Annotated in this window: 17 protein-coding genes; 10 read left to right on the top strand and 7 right to left on the bottom strand. The window is 63.7% G+C overall.

Annotated features, from left to right (window positions below; genetic code table 11):
* The first annotated feature begins 149 nt into the window (after positions 1-149).
* The 4 genes from AC27VO_RS05990 to minE all read left to right on the top strand — a co-directional run bounded on the left by AC27VO_RS05990 (position 150) and on the right by minE (position 4,257).
* Positions 150-2,231 (top strand): acetoacetate--CoA ligase, encoded by a 2,082-nt coding sequence (locus AC27VO_RS05990; RefSeq protein WP_488665801.1) that lies wholly within the window; start codon positions 150-152, stop codon positions 2,229-2,231.
* A gap of 120 nt (positions 2,232-2,351) precedes the next feature.
* Positions 2,352-3,110, top strand: coding sequence for a septum site-determining protein MinC (gene minC / locus AC27VO_RS05985; RefSeq protein WP_488665800.1), 759 nt, complete (start codon positions 2,352-2,354; stop codon positions 3,108-3,110).
* A gap of 67 nt (positions 3,111-3,177) precedes the next feature.
* Entirely contained in the window at positions 3,178-3,990 is an 813-nt protein-coding gene (gene minD, locus AC27VO_RS05980) for a septum site-determining protein MinD (RefSeq protein ID WP_488665799.1), read from the top strand.
* Between the two features lie 6 nt (positions 3,991-3,996).
* On the top strand, positions 3,997-4,257 hold the full coding sequence (gene minE / locus AC27VO_RS05975; protein WP_488665798.1) for a cell division topological specificity factor MinE: 261 nt from the start codon (positions 3,997-3,999) through the stop codon (positions 4,255-4,257).
* A 92-nt stretch (positions 4,258-4,349) separates the two neighbouring features.
* On the opposite strand, the gene AC27VO_RS05970 is transcribed toward minE, so the two are convergent.
* Positions 4,350-4,853, bottom strand: coding sequence for a flavin reductase family protein (locus AC27VO_RS05970; protein WP_488665797.1), 504 nt, complete (start codon positions 4,851-4,853; stop codon positions 4,350-4,352).
* A 460-nt stretch (positions 4,854-5,313) separates the two neighbouring features.
* On the opposite strand from AC27VO_RS05970, the gene AC27VO_RS05965 reads away from it, so the two are divergent.
* Positions 5,314-5,952 carry an MBL fold metallo-hydrolase gene (locus tag AC27VO_RS05965; RefSeq protein WP_488665796.1) on the top strand — a complete coding sequence of 213 codons (639 nt, stop codon included), beginning with the start codon at positions 5,314-5,316 and terminating at the stop codon, positions 5,950-5,952.
* 182 nt (positions 5,953-6,134) lie between these two features.
* Positions 6,135-7,082, top strand: a complete 948-nt coding sequence (locus AC27VO_RS05960) for a lactate/malate family dehydrogenase (RefSeq protein ID WP_488665795.1) — start codon at positions 6,135-6,137, stop codon at positions 7,080-7,082.
* A 46-nt stretch (positions 7,083-7,128) separates the two neighbouring features.
* On the opposite strand, the gene AC27VO_RS05955 is transcribed toward AC27VO_RS05960, so the two are convergent.
* The 3 genes from AC27VO_RS05955 to AC27VO_RS05945 form a co-directional block, all read right to left on the bottom strand.
* Entirely contained in the window at positions 7,129-8,037 is a 909-nt protein-coding gene (locus AC27VO_RS05955) for a M48 family metallopeptidase (RefSeq protein ID WP_488665794.1), read from the bottom strand.
* Between the two features lie 47 nt (positions 8,038-8,084).
* The gene (locus AC27VO_RS05950; RefSeq protein WP_488665793.1) at positions 8,085-8,984 is read right to left on the bottom strand and encodes a DMT family transporter; all 900 of its coding nucleotides are present in this window, start codon (positions 8,982-8,984) and stop codon (positions 8,085-8,087) included.
* 82 nt (positions 8,985-9,066) lie between these two features.
* Positions 9,067-9,756, bottom strand: a complete 690-nt coding sequence (locus AC27VO_RS05945; protein WP_488665792.1) for a helix-turn-helix domain-containing protein — start codon at positions 9,754-9,756, stop codon at positions 9,067-9,069.
* 59 nt (positions 9,757-9,815) lie between these two features.
* Between AC27VO_RS05945 and AC27VO_RS05940 the strand changes: the two genes are divergently transcribed.
* The 3 genes from AC27VO_RS05940 (at position 9,816) to AC27VO_RS05930 (ending at position 13,277) form a co-directional block, all read left to right on the top strand.
* The gene (locus AC27VO_RS05940) at positions 9,816-11,147 is read left to right on the top strand and encodes an AmpG family muropeptide MFS transporter (protein ID WP_488665791.1); all 1,332 of its coding nucleotides are present in this window, start codon (positions 9,816-9,818) and stop codon (positions 11,145-11,147) included.
* 157 nt (positions 11,148-11,304) lie between these two features.
* Positions 11,305-12,033, top strand: coding sequence for a response regulator transcription factor (locus AC27VO_RS05935; protein ID WP_488665790.1), 729 nt, complete (start codon positions 11,305-11,307; stop codon positions 12,031-12,033).
* Complete coding sequence (locus AC27VO_RS05930; RefSeq protein WP_488665789.1) at positions 12,033-13,277, top strand: ATP-binding protein; 1,245 nt, start codon at positions 12,033-12,035, stop codon at positions 13,275-13,277. Before AC27VO_RS05935 ends, AC27VO_RS05930 begins: the two co-directional genes overlap by 1 nt.
* Before the next feature lie 98 nt (positions 13,278-13,375).
* On the opposite strand, the gene AC27VO_RS05925 is transcribed toward AC27VO_RS05930, so the two are convergent.
* The 3 genes from AC27VO_RS05925 to AC27VO_RS05915 form a co-directional block, all read right to left on the bottom strand.
* Complete coding sequence (locus AC27VO_RS05925; RefSeq protein WP_488665788.1) at positions 13,376-13,801, bottom strand: universal stress protein; 426 nt, start codon at positions 13,799-13,801, stop codon at positions 13,376-13,378.
* Positions 13,802-13,906: 105 nt separating this feature from the next.
* Positions 13,907-14,761 (bottom strand): metallophosphoesterase, encoded by an 855-nt coding sequence (locus tag AC27VO_RS05920; RefSeq protein ID WP_488665787.1) that lies wholly within the window; start codon positions 14,759-14,761, stop codon positions 13,907-13,909.
* Between the two features lie 48 nt (positions 14,762-14,809).
* Complete coding sequence (locus AC27VO_RS05915; protein ID WP_488665786.1) at positions 14,810-15,766, bottom strand: LysR family transcriptional regulator; 957 nt, start codon at positions 15,764-15,766, stop codon at positions 14,810-14,812.
* A gap of 145 nt (positions 15,767-15,911) precedes the next feature.
* On the opposite strand from AC27VO_RS05915, the gene AC27VO_RS05910 reads away from it, so the two are divergent.
* Positions 15,912-16,124, top strand: a complete 213-nt coding sequence (locus AC27VO_RS05910) for a hypothetical protein (RefSeq protein WP_488665785.1) — start codon at positions 15,912-15,914, stop codon at positions 16,122-16,124.
* The last annotated feature ends 119 nt before the right edge of the window (positions 16,125-16,243 follow it).

Here is a 16,243-nt window from a genome sequence, read left to right as displayed (position 1 = left end):
GGTTTGTGCTGCCGGTGGCTTGCACTGCATCAATGGCACGGTGTGGGTGCGCCTTCTCGCGCGATCCGACCAACGGTCAATAACTTTCGGCTTGTCAATCCGGGGCGCTGGCATGGTCGGGCGCTGGCGGTGCCGATAGGCTGGTGTCCATGTCCCAAGCCACCACGCCCCATACCCGCCGCACACCCATCATTCGCCGCTACCAGAACTGGCTGGCGCAAGAGCGTGGCCTGCAATTTGACAGCTACGACGCGCTGTGGCGCTGGTCGGTGGGGGATCTGAACGCTTTCTGGCAAAGCATCTGGGATTACTTCGACCTACAGTCGCCCACACCGCACAGCGCGGCGCTGGGTCGCAACGTGATGCCCGGCGCGCAGTGGTTTCCTGGCGCGCAGGTCAATTACGCCCAGCAGGTGCTGCGCCATGTGGATGCGGCGCATGCGGCAGGCATGCCCGCCGTGATTGCGGACAACGAGCGGGGCGAGGTGACCGAACTGAGCTGGCCTGAGTTGCGCCGCCAGGTGGCATCGCTGGCTCTGCACCTGCAGGCCCAGGGGGTGCAGCCCGGCGACCGGGTGGCCGCCTATTTGCCCAATGTGCCGCAAACCATCGTGGCTTTCCTGGCTGTGGCCAGCGTGGGGGGCGTGTGGAGCGTGTGTTCGCCCGACATGGGCACGGCGGCCGTGCTGGACCGTTTCAAGCAGATTGAGCCCAAGGTGCTGATCGCCGTGGATGGCGTGCATTACGCAGGCAAGTCCATGGACCGTGGCGAGATCGCCAGCGCCCTGCGTGCCAGCCTGCCCAGCGTGCAGCACATGCTGGTGCTGCGTACACCGTTTGCCACGCAGCAGGTGGCAGACAGTGCCAGCTGGAGCGATGCCGTCGCGCGCGACGATGCGGCTGTCGCCGCGTTTGCGCCGCAATGGCTGCCGTTTGATCACCCGCTGTGGATTGTGTATTCCAGCGGCACAACCGGCCTGCCCAAGCCCATCGTGCACGGCCACGGCGGCATTGTGATTGTGGCGCTGGCCATGAAGGCGCTGCACAACGACGTGGGCTGCAGCTATGACCCGGAAAGCTGGGGCGAGCGCTTTCACTGGTACAGCTCCACGGGCTGGGTGATGTGGAATTCGCAGATCGGCGGCCTGCTCGGCGGCACCACCTGCATGATTTTTGATGGCAGCCCGGGCGGCAGCAAAGACAAGCCCGACTGGGGTGTGCTGTGGCGGTTTGCCGCGCGCCACCAGGTCAGCAGTTTTGGCGCAGGCGCCGCTTTTTATGCTAGTTGCATGAAGGCCGGGGTGGATCTGGTGCAGTGTGGTGATCTCTCCCACATCACGGTGCTGGGCAGCACGGGCTCGCCCTTGTCGCCGGAAGTGCAGGCCTGGGGTACTGAGCAGTTTGCACGCATGGGGACGGCGGATATCTGGTGGAACAACCTGTCTGGGGGCACAGATTTTTGCGGTGCCTTCATCGGCGGCAACCGCGAGCTGGTGCAGCAACCCGGTGAGATGCAGTGCCGCATGCTGGGTGCGGCGGTGGAAGCCTGGAGCGAGCAGGGCACGCCGGTGCAGGACGCCGTGGGTGAGCTGGTGTGCGTGCAGCCCATTCCGTCCATGCCGCTGTATTTCTGGGGCGATCCGGGCAACCAGCGCTATCTGAGTAGCTACTTTGACATGTACCCGGCAGGCCACGGTCGCCAGCCCGGCGGTGGCGATGGCACTGCCGATATGGGCGGCGTGTGGCGGCATGGGGACTGGCTCAAAGTCAGTCCGCAAGGCGGCTGCACGATCTATGGGCGCAGCGATGCCACCATCAACCGCCATGGCCTGCGCATGGGCACCAGTGAAATCTACAGCGCCGTAGAGGCTTTGCCCGAGGTGCTGGACAGCATGGTGGTGGACTTGGAATACCTGGGGCGCGAGAGCTTCATGCCCATGTTTGTGGTGCTGCGCGATGGGGTGCAGCTGGATGCGGCGCTGCAGGCCAAGCTGGCCGGTGCCATTCGCCAGGCGCTGTCGCCGCGCTTTGTGCCCGATGAAATCGTGCAGGTGGCGGAGATTCCGCGTACCCTGACCGGCAAAAAGCAGGAGCTGCCCATCAAAAAAATGCTGCTGGGCCAGCCTTTGGAGAAAGTGGTCAACAAAGACACCATGGCCAACCCCGCCAGCCTGGACTGGTTCGTAGGCTATGCACAGCGCAAGCAAGCGCTAGCCTCTGAAGCCGGTTGAGCAGGCGGGCGATACAAGGTGTTGCGCTCTGCGGCCAGTGCTGTATTGGCAGCTAGGGCTTGCGGGGTACACTTAGCGCGTTTTGAGTTCGCGTCCCCTCTTCTATCCGCACTCCACACCATGGCCGTTGACTCGCAGGGCACAGCCCGCTCCAGCTTTGATCTAAAAAGTGCCCAGCTCCCCGTGATGGCCGTGGCTTTACGGGACACCCAGGTTGCCGTGCTGGCCAGTGATTTGGCACAGCGCTTGGCAGACGACCCTGACTTTTTCGACAACGACCCGGTTCTGATTGACCTGCAGCATGTGCGCGACAGCGCCGATGCCATCGACTTTCCCAAACTCATCAAGGTGCTGAAAAAGCACCGCACCCTGCCTGTGGCGGTGTGCAACGGCTCGCCCGAGCAGATGGCCGCAGCGCACATTGCCGGACTGATGCCAGCGCCCGATGCCCACCCGGTGCGCACCAAAGAGGTGGTGCGTGAGGTGGAAGTGATTCGCGAAGTGCCCGTGGAAGTGGTGCGGGAGATTCCAGCGCCCGCAGCCAACGCCATGATCATTGACAAGCCTTTGCGCTCGGGCCAGCAGGTCTATGCCAAGGGCTGTGACCTGGTGGTGATGGCGGTTGTCAGCTACGGCGCCGAGGTGATTGCCGACGGCAATGTGCACGTCTATGCACCGCTGCGTGGCCGTGCGGTGGCCGGGGCGCGAGGCAATACCGAAGCCCGCATTTTCAGCACCTGCATGGAACCGCAACTGCTGTCGATTGCGGGCAATTACCGGGCACTGGAAACCGACCTGCCCAAAGACATTGCGGGCAAGCCCGCACAAGCACGTTTAGAGGGCGAAAAATTGGTGATTGAGCCATTGCGTTTAGCATGAGCACCAATGGCGTCGCCCTGTGCGAACCTCTTCTGTACAAGATTCTTCTCTAAGGAACCCTGCAAACATGGCCAAAATTGTCGTAGTGACCTCGGGTAAAGGTGGCGTTGGCAAGACCACCACAAGCGCAAGTTTTGCTTCTGGTCTGGCCCTGCGCGGCCACAAGACCGCAGTGATCGACTTTGACGTCGGCCTGCGCAATCTGGATCTGATCATGGGTTGTGAGCGTCGTGTGGTGTATGACCTGATCAATGTGATCCACGGAGAAGCCAACCTCAACCAGGCACTGATCAAGGACAAGCAGTGCGACAACCTGTTCGTGCTGGCCGCATCGCAAACGCGTGACAAAGACGCGCTGACGCAAGAAGGCGTGAAGAAGGTGCTGGACGATCTGGCCGCGATGGACTTTGAGTACATCGTCTGCGACTCGCCCGCCGGTATCGAAAGCGGCGCCTTGCTGGCCATGCACTTTGCCGATGAAGCGCTGGTGGTGACCAACCCTGAAGTCTCTTCGGTGCGCGACTCTGACCGCATTCTGGGCATGCTGGGCTCCAAGACCGACAAGGCCATGAATGGCGGCACGGTCAAAGAGCATCTGCTGATCACCCGCTACAACCCCAATCGTGTGGAAGACGGCCAGATGCTGTCCATCCAGGACATCGAGGACATTCTGCGCATTCCGCTGATCGGTGTGATTCCCGAATCGGAAACCGTGCTGCAGGCCTCCAACCAGGGCGTGCCAGCCGTGCACATGGATGGCTCGGACGTGTCCGAAGCCTACAAGGACGTGATTGCGCGCTTTTTGGGTGAAGAAAAGCCCATGCGCTTTACCGATGCCAGCAAGCCTGGGTTTTTCAAACGCATGTTTGGTGGGAGGTAAGCCAGTATGTCCATCATTTCAATGCTTTTGGGCGAGAAAAAGAAGTCGGCTTCGGTGGCCAAGGAGCGGCTGCAGATCATTCTCGCGCGTGAACGCATCGGTGGCTCGGGCCAGCCGGATTACCTGCCGGCCCTGCAGCGTGAGCTGATGGCGGTGATTTCCAAGTACGTTTCCATCAACCCTGAAGACATCAAGGTGCAGCTGGAGCGCCAGGAAAACCTGGAAGTGCTGGAAGTGAAGATCGAGCTGCCAGACGCAGCGCGTTAAGCCCAGATCAGCGCTTTTCGGTGCTGTTCACCCATAAAAAAACCGCAGTGCCTGCAAGGGCCTGCGGTTTTTTTATGGGGTGTGCGGTGTGCTCAGCGCATCTGGCCGCCGTGGTAGAGCAACGGGCCAGCATGGGCCGCGTGGCTGCAGGCCAGCACTTCGCCCACCATGATGAGGTGGTCGCCTTCTGGGTACTGGCTGCGGGCGCGGCATTCAAATGTGGCCAGCGTGTCGTCCAGCAAGGGCACGCCCTGGGCATTGGCCTGCCAGGTGACGCCGGCAAAGCGGTCAATGCCGCGCTGGGCAAACTGCATGGCCAGGTCTTTGTGGTGGCTGGCCAGCACGTGAATGGCGTAATGCTCGGCCTGCGCAAAAGCCGCGTAGCAGCCGGAAGTGCGCGCAATGCTCCACAACACCAGGGCGGGGGTGAGGGAGACCGAATTGAACGAGCTGACCGTCATGCCCACTGCGCGGCCTTGCGCGTCTGCGGTGGTGACAACAGTCACGCCGGTGGCGAACTGGCCCAGGGCATTGCGGAAGTCTCGCTCGGTAAAAGCTGGCTGGCACACCGGTGCAGCAAGGGTGGAAGTGTTCACAACAGCGCAAATCTAAGTGGAATTGAAATTATGCAAAGCGCCGCGCAGCGATGTGTGGGTGGGGCTAATACAGGCGCGAATGCTATCCGCTATGGGGCGGCATACGGTGCAGCGGCGTGCTCGTCATCAACCGCGGCAGTCACCTTGGATACAGAAGGCAATGAATGCTTTGTTTTTTGTAGCTTGCAGCGCTTGTTATGACTTGGATTTGAAGCTAAATCTTTGTGAAATCACTATTTTGCAAGCGCTGCAAGCTATAAAAAAAGGGTGCCTGCCAGCAGATTCATCGCTTGCGCTGTGTGTGGCGAGGCCCATGGCCGCAGAACAGGGCTTGTCCGGCGCGTGGCCCAAGCAAGTGCGGGCAGCCCTGCGGGGTGCGTTGAGGTCGCTGCAAAGGCTTTTTTCTTGCATGCCACTTCCGCCACAATGCGGGGCATTCACTCGCAGCCCCATTTGTCCCATGCTCCAGTACCACACCGTTCCTGTCACCGCGTTCCAACAAAACTGCTCCCTGGTCTGGTGCGACCAAACCCAGGATGCCGCGGTGATTGACCCCGGCGGTGATCTCGAAGCCATTGCATGGGAGGTGGAGCGCCTGGGCCTGCAGCTCAAAGCCATCTGGCTGACCCATGCCCACATCGACCATGCGGGTGGCGTGGCCGAGCTAGCAGGCCAGCAGCAGCTGGACATCATTGGCCCCCATGAAGGGGACCGTTTCTGGGTGGAAGGCTTGCCGCAGCAAGGCGCGATGTTCGGCTTTCCCCCGGCCGAGGCATTTGAGCCCACCCGCTGGCTGCAGGACGGAGATACCGTGCGCATTGGTTTTGAAACCTTGCACGTGCGCCACACGCCTGGGCATACGCCGGGGCATGTGGTGTTCCATGCGCCGCAGATCGACCGCTGTTTTGTGGGCGATGTGCTGTTTGCCGGCAGCATTGGCCGCACCGATTTCCCCCAGGGCAACCACCAGCAGCTGATCGATTCCATCGTCCAGCGCCTGTGGCCCATGGGCGACCAGACAGTGTTCATTCCGGGCCACGGCCCGGAGAGCAGCTTTGGCCGGGAACGCAAAACCAATCCCTACGTCGCCAATACCTGACGCATCCTTTTCAGCCTGTGCATGTGGGGTGCGAGGGTAAAGGGCAGCACAGGCTGCGCAATCTTGAATTTTTGAAAAAGCCTTTTCAGTTGTTGATGGGTGTCAAGCAACGCTGCAGCGGGTGTTTCGGGTAAACCCTTGATCTTCTAGCATGCCGACTTTGAAGCATGCAAAGGATGGTCATGGGCGCTCGGATTGGAATTATTGGTGCAGGCCAGGTAGGGGCTGCGGCAGGTTATTTGCTCTCGGCCATGCCTGGTATCAGCGACATCGTGCTGGTGGACACCAACCCGGCCCGCGCGGCCGGTGAAGCGGCAGACATTGCCCATGCCGCCGCATTTGGCACCTCTGCGCGGGTGATGGAGGGCAGCTATGTGGACCTGGCCGGGGCCGCGGTGGTGGTCATCACGGCCGGTGCCAGCCTGCAGCCCGGCCAGACGCGGCTGGAGCTGCTGCACCAGAACTTGCACATCATGGACGACATCCTGTCCGAAGTGCTCAAGGCGGCGCCAGATACCGTGCTGCTGTTTGCTACCAACCCGGTGGACGTCATGCCCGCAATTGCCGTTCAGCGCTTTGGCGTGGCGCCGGGCCGCGCCATTGGCACGGGTTGTACGCTGGACTCCATCCGCTTTCGCGATCGCTTGGCGCAGCACCTGGATGTGGCGCCGTCCTCCATCCACGCCTATGTGCTGGGCGAGCATGGCGACTCGTCGGTGCTGCATTGGTCCAACGCCTTGATCGGCGGCATGCCGGTGCTGGAATTTGCGGCCCAGCGCGGCAGACCCATTGATGCCGCGCTGCAGCGGCAAATGGAGAAAGACGTGCGCACCTCGGCCTACCGCATCAAGGCGGGCAAGGGCGTGTCCAACTTTGGCATTGGTGGCTGCATTGCGCGCCTGGTCAAAGCCATTGTGGAAGACGAAAGCAGCATTCACCCGGTCTCGACCTTTATGCCCGATGTGCTGGGGGTGGGCCATACCTGCGTGTCTTTGCCGCATGTGATGGGTCGCCGTGGGGCATCGGCCCCGTTCATGCCGCAACTCGATGAAGCAGAAGTCATAGCGCTTCGCGCAAGCGCATCAACGATTGCAGCCGCTATTGATGAGGGTTTGAAAGCGCTGGGCTGATGCGGGCTGTGCCGTGGGTGCGGCCAGATAAGCCTGCGCCCACGCCTTAGCGTGCGCGGCGCGCGGCCTCGTACAGGCCTTGTACGCTGGGCACGTTGCGCTGCAGCTCTCGAATGCGTTGCGGCCCGCTGGGGTGGGTAGAGAGGAAGGACAAACCATTGGCATTGTTGCCCGTGGCATTGCCCATCTTTTCCCACAGCGCCACGGCAGCGTTCGGGTTGTAGCCTGCACGGGCGGCAATCTCCAGCCCCACCAGATCGGCATCACTTTCATCGTTGCGGCTAAAGCGCAGGCTCAGCAGCTGGCCGCCCAGACGCGCTGCGTAGTTGCCCACATCGCCAAGGCCCAGCAGCTGGGCACCGAGGGAGATGCCCAGGTTGGTGGCGGAGTTCTTGGCCAGCTGCTCGCGCGAATGTTCGCGCAGGGCGTGCGCCATTTCATGGCCCATGACCATGGCGATTTCGTCATCGCTGAGCTGCAGCTTCTGGATGATGCCGGTGAAGAAGGCAATCTTGCCGCCGGGCATGCAAAACGCGTTCACGTCGTCGCTGCGGATCAGGGCCACGGCCCATTGCCAGTTACGGGCGCGCTCGTTCCAGGCGTAGGTGTGCGGAATCAGCGCCCTGGCAATGCGGTGCAGGCGCTGGGATTGCGGGTCGTTGGTGGGCACCAGCATGCCTTTGGCCTGGGCTTGCTGAATCAGCTCGGCGTACTGCTGGCTGGCAGCCTGCTCCAGCTCTTCGGCAGGCACCAGATGGCGCAGGCGCGAGGCCTCGCCCACCTGCACCTGGGCCCAGGTGGGCAGGGCCGTCGCCGCAGCGGCCACGCCGCCCAGTTGCAAGAACGCGCGGCGGGCTTGCCACAGGCTGTGGGCGGCGCCGGCATGGTCATTCCCGCAACCGCAGCGGGCGGTGAGTGTGGCTGTGACAGGGGCGGGGGGCTGGATAGGGCGCATGGGTAACTCCGTCGGCAATGCACCCCAGTGTAGAAGCGCTGGCGGGGCTAGCGCTGTCGGTTTTGTCGCATTTCGCTGTGCACCACCAGCCACAAGCCCAGCAACACCAAGCCCAGGCCGGCAAAGGCCAGCCAGCTGGGGTGTTCGCCCACCACCAGAATGGACAGCACAAAGGCCGTGATGGGCTCAAACTTGCTCAGGGCCACACTGGTAGCGGCTGAGATGGTGCGCAGGCCGATGGAAAACAGCAAATATGCCACCCCGGTGGCCACCACGCCCAGGTACACCACCACCGCCCACCCCTGGGCACTGGTGTGCGGGGTGCCGCCCAGCATGGCCGCCATGGGCACTGAGATCAGTGCGGCGCTGAAAAACACCCAGGCATTCACCCGTGTGACGCCCGACTGCAGGATCAGTGGCTGGCTGATGACGGCGTACGCTCCATAGGCCAGACCTGCCAGCAGGCACAGCAGCAGTCCGGTGGCCGAACCGCTCATGTCAGCGCCTTTGCCCAGCGTCATCACAAACCCGCCGATCACGCCAATGCCCGTGCCCAGCCACCACAGGGCGCTGGGCCAGCGGCGCTGCAGGGCCGCTTGCAGCAGGCCGGCCCACACGGGGCTGGAGCCAATGGCCACGGCCGTCCCCAGGCCCACGCCGGTGTACTGCAGCCCGGCAAAAAAAGCCATGTTGTAGGTCACCATGCACAGGGCGCACAGCAGCACGCGCGTCCAGTTCAACGGGGTGTTGCGGGTGGCGGCGCTGTCGCGCAGCAAGCGACCCAGAATGACGAAAAACGCGGCAGCCATGACCAGACGCAACGCGCCCACCCAGTACGGTGGCATGCCTGCGGGAGCAAAGCTGTGGGCGGTTCCGGTGGTGCCCCAGAGCACCGAGGCAAGCAGCACGAGCACGACGCCGTGCAAAGAAGAAGACGATTGCGGCATACCTGCAATGCTGCCAGCGCAGGCGGCAGCAAATGTCGAGAAACGCGCATTCTGCGGGATGCGGCCGCTGGGCCGCCAGGTTTTAGCGCGCTTGGCGCAGCTGGCGTGCGCTGGTGTTGCGATCACGCCGCAGGGCATAGGCCAGCGCACTGGCGCTGGCGTAACCACAGGCGCAGGCACAGGCCTCCAGGCTGCGCCCACGGGCCAGTTGCTGGGCGGCCGCATCCAGGCGCAGCTGGCGCAGCCATTGCTGGGGCGTGCTGCCCGTCAATTCCTGCCAGCGGGCATGAAAGCGCTGCGGGCTCAGGTGGGCCAGGGCGGCCATGCGCGCAGTTGGCCAGTCGGCATGCAGGGAGCTGGATACGGCGGTGGTGATGGCCTGCACATCCACCCTGCGGCGCGGCAGCAGGGCCGGGGATTGCAGCAGCAGTTGCAGGCGTTCCTGCGGGGCCAACTGGTGGGGCGTGCAGCGTGCGGGGAGCGGCACCTGAAAGCGCCGGACCTTGTCCAGCGCAGCGTGCGGCACACCGCCCACATCCAGCACCAGCATCTGCGCACCGGGTGGTGCCAGGTAGCCGTGCCGGCTGCCAGCGGGAATCAACAGCCCGCAGGCGGTGTCTACAAAGCTGCTGTGCCCATCCACTTCCAGCTCCATCCGGCCGGCCAGCGCATAGAGCAGCTGGGCGTGGGCCTCGTGCACATGGGCGGCGTGTTCGCCGCTGTAGTGGCGAATGCTGCAATCAACGGTAACAGGGGGCGCAGAGCAGGACATGGTGGGCTGCCATGGTAGCGGGGCTGGTGATAATGGGCCATCGCTTTTTGCCCCGCACCATGTCCGACGTTTCCAAACCCGCCACCCCTTCCACCTCGCCCCGCCGCTCCTGGAGCGCGACGCTGAAGGTGTATGCAGAACCGGCCAGTCTGCGCATGCTGGCGCTGGGGTTTTCCGCCGGTCTGCCGCCCTTGCTGCTGCTGGGCACGCTGGGCTTTTGGCTGCGTGAGGCGGGCATTGACCGCAGCACCATTGGCTACCTCAGCTGGGTGGGGCTGGCCTACGCCTTCAAGTGGGTGTGGGCCCCGCTGGTGGACCGCATGCCGCTGCCGCTGCTGACGCGGGCACTGGGGCGGCGGCGCAGCTGGCTGCTGCTGGCGCAGGTGCTGGTGATGGCGGGGCTGCTGGGCATGGCCTGGAACGATCCGGCTGTGGCCATCAACCCCGTGGTCTGGTGCGCGCTGGCCGTCGCCTTTGGCTCGGCCACGCAAGACATTGCGCTGGATGCCTACCGCATCGAGTCGGCAGGCAAAGACCAGCAGGCCGCCTTGTCGGCCACCTACCAGACGGGCTACCGCCTGGCCATGATCTGGGCCGGGGCCGGGGTGCTGTGGATTGCTGCACGTGCGCAGGGCGCAACGGCGGGCTATGTGCACAGCGCATGGCAGGTGGCGTACTGCGTGATGGCCGCCAGCATGCTGCTGGGCGTGGTGACGGTGCTGTGCGCGCGGGAACCGCAGCAGCAGCCCCTGCCGCCCGCCAAAGGCGTGGCCGCGTGGCTGTACAGCGCCTTGGTGGCGCCGTTTGCGGAGTTTCTGTCGCGCTACCGCTGGCAGGCGGTGCTGGTGCTGGCGCTGATTGCGGTCTACCGCATCAGCGATCTGGTGATGGGCATCATGGCCAACCCGTTTTATGTGGACATGGGGTTCAGCAAAGACCAGGTGGCTGCTGTGAGCAAGGCGTTTGGCATTGTCATGACCTTGCTGGGGGCCTTCATTGGCGGTGTCATGTCCATGCGCTGGGGGGTGATGCGCGTGCTGATGCTGGGCGCGGTGCTGTCGGCATCGAGCAACCTGTTGTTTGCCTGGTTGTCCACGCGCGGGGCCGATCTGACGGGGCTGATCTGGGTAGTCAGCGCCGACAACCTGGCGGGCGGCATCGCCTCGACCGCGTTCATCGCCTACCTGTCCAGCCTGACGAATGTGAAGTACTCGGCCACGCAATACGCGCTGTTCAGCTCCATGATGGTGCTGGCGCCCAAGTGGCTGGCGGGCTTTTCCGGGCAGTTTGTGGACGCCTATGGCTATGTGCCATTTTTTGTCGGCACGGCCTGCCTGGGCATTCCGGTGCTGGTGCTGGTGGCGCTGGCTTCCCGCGTGCAGCTGAAATAGCGGTTTCTACAAAAAAAGGAGCTTGCAGCGCTTGTGAATGGGTAATTTCAGATAGTTTTCTATCTAAACCTGTGATTGCACCAGCATTAGCTGCTCCTTTTTTGTCTTTTTACCTGTGCTTTACGCAACAGACAAACAGCTTCTCTACACTGGCCCCATGAGCACACATACCCTGTTGATGATTGAAGACGATGTGCGTCTGGCCGGCATGGTCAGCGACTACCTCGGGCAAAACAGCCTGTCCGTCGTGCATTGCGCCGACGCGACCAGCGGGCTGGCGCAGCTGCAGGGTGGTGGGACGTTGCCGGATCTGCTCATTCTGGATTTGATGCTGCCCGATATGGATGGCCTGGAAGTCTGCCGCCGCCTGCGCGCCATGCCCGGCCCTTCAGCCAAGGTGCCGGTGCTCATGCTCACCGCCAAGGGCGACCCCATGGACCGCGTGATCGGCCTGGAAATTGGTGCCGACGATTACCTGCCCAAACCGTTTGAGCCGCGCGAGCTGCTGGCGCGCATCCGTGCCATCTTGCGCCGCCGCGGGGATGGCGCCGCGCCCGCTGCGGCCCAGCCCGCCGCCAATGTGCTGCGCTTTGGCTCGCTGGAGATTGACCGCGACGCACGCCTGGTCACCGTGGCCGGGCAGGCGGCCGAGCTGACCAGCTACCAGTTCGACCTGCTGGTGGCGCTGGCCGAGCGCGCGGGCCGCGTGCTCACGCGCGACCAGATCATGGAAGCTGTGCGCGGCCGTGAGCTGGAGGCGTTTGACCGCTCCATCGATGTGCACATGGGCCGCATTCGCGCCGCCATCGAGGTGGACGCCAAGGCACCCAAGCGCATCCTGACCGTACGCGGCGTGGGCTACGTCTTCGCCAAGCAGCAGGATTGATGCGCATGTTCAAGGCTTTCTCACAGCGCCTGTACCTGCGCATCTGGCTGGCCGTCGTGGGCGGTGTGGCTGTGCTGACGCTGGTGGTGGGCTGGGCCTGGCAGCAGGCCGAGCTGCACAACGCGCGCAACAATGCCTCGCCCGCTGCGCTGGCGCGCGAAATGGTCATCACCGACAGCCAGGGGCAGGTGCTGGTGCAAGGCCCTTTTGAGCGGCTGCGCCGCACCGAAAGCGATGTGCCGCGCTTTGCCATTCAGGGCGAAGACGGGCAAACCTACTTTCTGGAGATGACGCCGCGCGTGGCAGGCCGCCACCCGGGCAGCCAGGGCGGCAATGACTGGGCCTTCTGGCTGCGTCCGCCCTTTGGTTTTCTGTGGCTGCTGGGCCTGGTGGGCCTGGCTGTGGCCATCGGGGTGTTTCCCATCATTCGCCGCCTGCTCAAGCGCCTGGAGAACCTGCAGCGTGGCGTGCAGCGTTTTGGTGAGGGCGACCTGACCGTGCGCGTGGCCACCCAGGGCCGCGACGAGGTGGCCGATCTGGCGCGCCAGTTCAACGCGGCGGCCAGCCGCATTGAAGAGCTGGTGCAGTCGCACAAATCGCTGCTGGCCAATGCGTCGCACGAGCTGCGCTCGCCGCTGGCCCGCATTCGCATGGGGTTGGAGCTGATGGGCGGCGACGCCTCGGTGTCCAGCGCCAAGGCCGAGATTCAGCGCAACATCACCGAGCTGGACCAACTGGTCGATGAAATCTTGCTGGCCAGCCGTCTGGAGTCACCCGATGCTGATGTCGGCAGCAGTGAAAGCGTGGACCTGATTGGTCTGGCGGCCGAAGAGTGCGCCCGGGTCGATGCCGATCTGGAGGTGCTGGCCACCGAAGGGCTGGAGGTGCCCGCCATTGCCAAGCTGGTGCGCCGGGCCGTGCGCAATCTGCTGGAGAACGCGCGCCGCTACAGCCACGGCAGCATCCGCTTGCTGCTGTCGCGCGAAGGCGATATGGCGGTGATCCGTGTCGAAGACATTGGCCCCGGCGTGCCCAAGGCGCAGCGCGAGCGTATTTTCGAGAAGTTCTACCGTTTGCCCGGGGCCAGCGAACGCTCTGGCGGCGTGGGGCTGGGTCTGGCGCTGGTGCGCAGCATTGCGCTGCGCCATGGCGGCAGCGTCACCTGCGAAGACCGGGTGGATGGCCAGCCAGGCGCCAGCTTTGTGCTGCGCCTGCCAGTGCACGCGCAGGCGCAGGCGCTCTGAACGTATCGGTGAAGCGCGATGGTGCAAGCAAAAAGGGCTGCATCTGCAGCCCTTTTTTTGTGCCTAGTGTGCGATCAGCGGATCAGCGGATCAGCGGATCAGCGGATCAGCATGACCGGCACGGAGCAGTTGGCCAGCACCTGGGTGGAGACCGAGCCCATCACCAGCTTGCCCAGCGAGCCGTGGCCGTGGGTGCCCATGATGATCAGGTCAAACTTGCCGTCTTCGGCCAGCTTGGCAATGGTCTCGCCAGCGGGGCCAATTTCTGCGCGGCAGGTGGGCGTGATGCCACTTTGGCCCAGGAACTTGCTCACAGGCTCCAGCACTTTGGCGGATTCTTCGGCGTAGTACTCATCGACCATGTCCTTGCTCAGCGCCGCACGTGCGCGGGGGGGCAAGGCCGCCTGAACGGTCAGGGCGGTGTAATCGTGGCGGCCGGCCGTGATCAGTTCTTCGTGCGCAGCCAGGTAAGCCAGCATTTTTTTGGTGAAAGGGCTGCCGTCAACAGCGAGCAAGATTTTCATGACACAGATCTCCAGTTGGTGAGCCAGAGCGTACCCACTGGTGCATCGCGCGTCTTGACCTAAGTCATGCTTTTGGGTGGGCGGCTGCCAGTGGCCCCGCTGCCATCATACGGTGATGCAATGTGCCGGTTCAAAGGCTGCCTGCTCGCCTTTGCGGGCATAGCCCAGCGGGTTGGCCACGACGCGGCAGTGCCAAGGGCTGCCATCGGCGTGCTGGCCTTGCGCCTGGTAATCGCTGGGGGCGTGCAGGTGGCCGTGCAGCCAGAGATCGGCGCAGGGCAGCAAATCGTCCAGCGCATTGCAAAAACCAGCGGTACCGGGCACCAGGCCGTAGCGTGGGTCGCGGCTTTGCAGGCTGGGCGCAAAGTGGGTGATGGCCACCGTTTTTCCCGCAAATGGCTGCTGCAAGGTGCTGCGCAGCCATTGCTGGCACACCAGCGCTTGTTCGCGCATGGGGGCGGCCAGAAATGACTGACCGTGGCGGGTGCCGCCGGTTTTTTGCAGGTAAAAATTGGCCGCACGGAAGGATTTGTCACGCAGCCGCAGCAGGCGGCCCATGTCGCCGGCCTGCACCTGCGCGTCCAGTAGGGCGATGGCGTCATAGTCCGTCCACAGCGTGGTGCCGACCAGGCGCACACCGTGCATGACCACGCTCTCGCGCTCCAGCCAGACGATGCCCAGCTGCTCGCACACGCGGCGCAGGCGCGCATGGGCTTCGTCCCAGTCCTGCATGTCGTATTCATGGTTGCCGGGCACAAAGACCACCGGGCAGGGCCAGTGGGCAAACTGGGGCAGTGGCGAAAAGCGCTCCAGCCCAAAGTACTCGCCCTGCAGCAGGCTGCCGTTTTGGTAGGAGCCAATATCGCCCGCCAGCACCAGCACGTCGGCGCCCGGGGCGGGCGTGGGCTGGTAGTGGGGGTGAACTTCCAGGTGAAGGTCAGAGAGCAGTTGCAGTTTCATACGGCGGGGCAGGGGGCGCAGCGGGCGTGGCCAGGCTGCGCGGGCTTGTCATTGGCTGAAGGCTTTGAGGGTGGCACGGTTCAGGGCCTGCAGCAACCATTCATAGGCCGCTCGGTTGGGGCCGCGCTTGTGCCACAGCGCATCCACGTGCACGGTTTGCACCTCCAGCGGCAGCGGGTGCACCTGCAGCAGATGCTGGATACCGGTGATGGGCACAAAGTGGCGCGGCAGCACGGTCACTAGGTCGGACTGGGCCACCACCCGTGCCGCCGTAGCGTACTGGTTCACGGTGAGCACGATGTGGCGCTCGCGGCCCAGGGCCGCCAAGGCTTCGTCGATAAAACCGTAGGCGCGGCCAGAAAAGCTCACCAGCAGGTGCTTGGCAGCGCAGTAGTGCTCCAGCGTCAGCGGCATCCAGGCCAGCGGATGGTCTTTGCGCATCACGGCCACGTATTCCCCGTCGTACAGGCGGCGGTGTTCGTGGGCCACCAGAGTGCCCGACTGGGCGCGGGCTGTCAGGTCGGCCAGCACGGCCGGAAAGTGGCCGACGGCCATGTCGGCGGTTTCGGCGTCCAGCAGGCCACGCGGGTCGCGCGTGGTCAGCGGCACGATGCGGATGGACAGGTTGGGCGCTTCGCGCTCCAACAGAGGCACCAGATTGGGCACCAAGGTGCCGGCGGTGGCATCGGCCATGGCCAGCACCAAGGTGAGGGTGGCGGTGGCCGGGTCGAACTTCTCGGGGGCCAGGTTTTGCTGCAGATTGCCCAGGGCTTCGCGCACGATGGGCCACAGCGTCAGGGCGCGAGGGGTGGGCTGCACGCCGTGGCCCTGGCGCACCAGCAGCTCGTCGCCCAAGGCATCGCGCAGACGCCGCATGGCGTTGCTGACGGCGGGTTGAGTGATTGCCAACTTATCTGCAGCGCGCGTCAAACTGCCCTCTGCCATCACCGTGTCAAACACGCGCAGCAAATTGAGGTCGAGCAGGCGAAAGTCTTGGGGCGTCATCACCCCGTGATTTAAACATCACTGCTGTGAATGAATGAGATTCAAAATATAAATTTGAAAGTTTCTAGGGATAACCCTAGGATTGCGCCTTCACACCGAGTCTCTGCCACAAGCAAAGGCTCGGTGTTTTGCAAAGGCCTGACCCATGACCACCTCGACCGCCACCTATCCCGTCCGTATCGCCCCCAAAGCCTTGTTGCCCTGGCTGCTGTCTGTGACCGCCCAGCAATGGAAGGCATGGCAGGCTGCGCGCCGCGCCGTGCGGGCCGATGAGCTGACCTGGGATATGGCGCTGCAAGATGCGCGCATGATGGCCGACCTGTCGCGCTCCATGTCAGAGACCGCAGGCAAGCGCTGAACCACGCGGCACGCTACGGCGGAATCGCTTTCACACAGCCCGCGACAGTAGTTAGTCAAGCGTTGAATTAAAAAAGGAGCATGCAGCGCATGCTCCTTTTTGTTTTCAGTCGCGCAGGC

The organism is Comamonas sp. 14P8.1.4 (genome assembly GCF_057799285.1).
Note: the sequence above shows the minus strand (reverse complement) of the source record. Positions and strands in the feature narration are given on the sequence as shown.

Excerpts from the sequence above, each read along its gene's own strand:
- AC27VO_RS05945 (WP_488665792.1), bottom strand. The coding sequence starts at position 9,756 with ATGTCCTGCTCTGCGCCCCCTGTTACCGTTGATTGCAGCATTCGCCAC.
- minC (WP_488665800.1), top strand. The coding sequence starts at position 2,352 with ATGGCCGTTGACTCGCAGGGCACAGCCCGCTCCAGCTTTGATCTAAAA.
- AC27VO_RS05990 (WP_488665801.1), top strand. The coding sequence starts at position 150 with ATGTCCCAAGCCACCACGCCCCATACCCGCCGCACACCCATCATTCGC.
- AC27VO_RS05935 (WP_488665790.1), top strand. The coding sequence starts at position 11,305 with ATGAGCACACATACCCTGTTGATGATTGAAGACGATGTGCGTCTGGCC.
- AC27VO_RS05960 (WP_488665795.1), top strand. The coding sequence starts at position 6,135 with ATGGGCGCTCGGATTGGAATTATTGGTGCAGGCCAGGTAGGGGCTGCG.
- AC27VO_RS05955 (WP_488665794.1), bottom strand. The coding sequence starts at position 8,037 with ATGCGCCCTATCCAGCCCCCCGCCCCTGTCACAGCCACACTCACCGCC.
- AC27VO_RS05950 (WP_488665793.1), bottom strand. The coding sequence starts at position 8,984 with ATGCCGCAATCGTCTTCTTCTTTGCACGGCGTCGTGCTCGTGCTGCTT.
- AC27VO_RS05940 (WP_488665791.1), top strand. The coding sequence starts at position 9,816 with ATGTCCGACGTTTCCAAACCCGCCACCCCTTCCACCTCGCCCCGCCGC.
- AC27VO_RS05920 (WP_488665787.1), bottom strand. The coding sequence starts at position 14,761 with ATGAAACTGCAACTGCTCTCTGACCTTCACCTGGAAGTTCACCCCCAC.
- AC27VO_RS05925 (WP_488665788.1), bottom strand. The coding sequence starts at position 13,801 with ATGAAAATCTTGCTCGCTGTTGACGGCAGCCCTTTCACCAAAAAAATG.
- AC27VO_RS05910 (WP_488665785.1), top strand. The coding sequence starts at position 15,912 with ATGACCACCTCGACCGCCACCTATCCCGTCCGTATCGCCCCCAAAGCC.
- AC27VO_RS05930 (WP_488665789.1), top strand. The coding sequence starts at position 12,033 with ATGCGCATGTTCAAGGCTTTCTCACAGCGCCTGTACCTGCGCATCTGG.
- minD (WP_488665799.1), top strand. The coding sequence starts at position 3,178 with ATGGCCAAAATTGTCGTAGTGACCTCGGGTAAAGGTGGCGTTGGCAAG.
- AC27VO_RS05915 (WP_488665786.1), bottom strand. The coding sequence starts at position 15,766 with ATGACGCCCCAAGACTTTCGCCTGCTCGACCTCAATTTGCTGCGCGTG.
- minE (WP_488665798.1), top strand. The coding sequence starts at position 3,997 with ATGTCCATCATTTCAATGCTTTTGGGCGAGAAAAAGAAGTCGGCTTCG.
- AC27VO_RS05965 (WP_488665796.1), top strand. The coding sequence starts at position 5,314 with ATGCTCCAGTACCACACCGTTCCTGTCACCGCGTTCCAACAAAACTGC.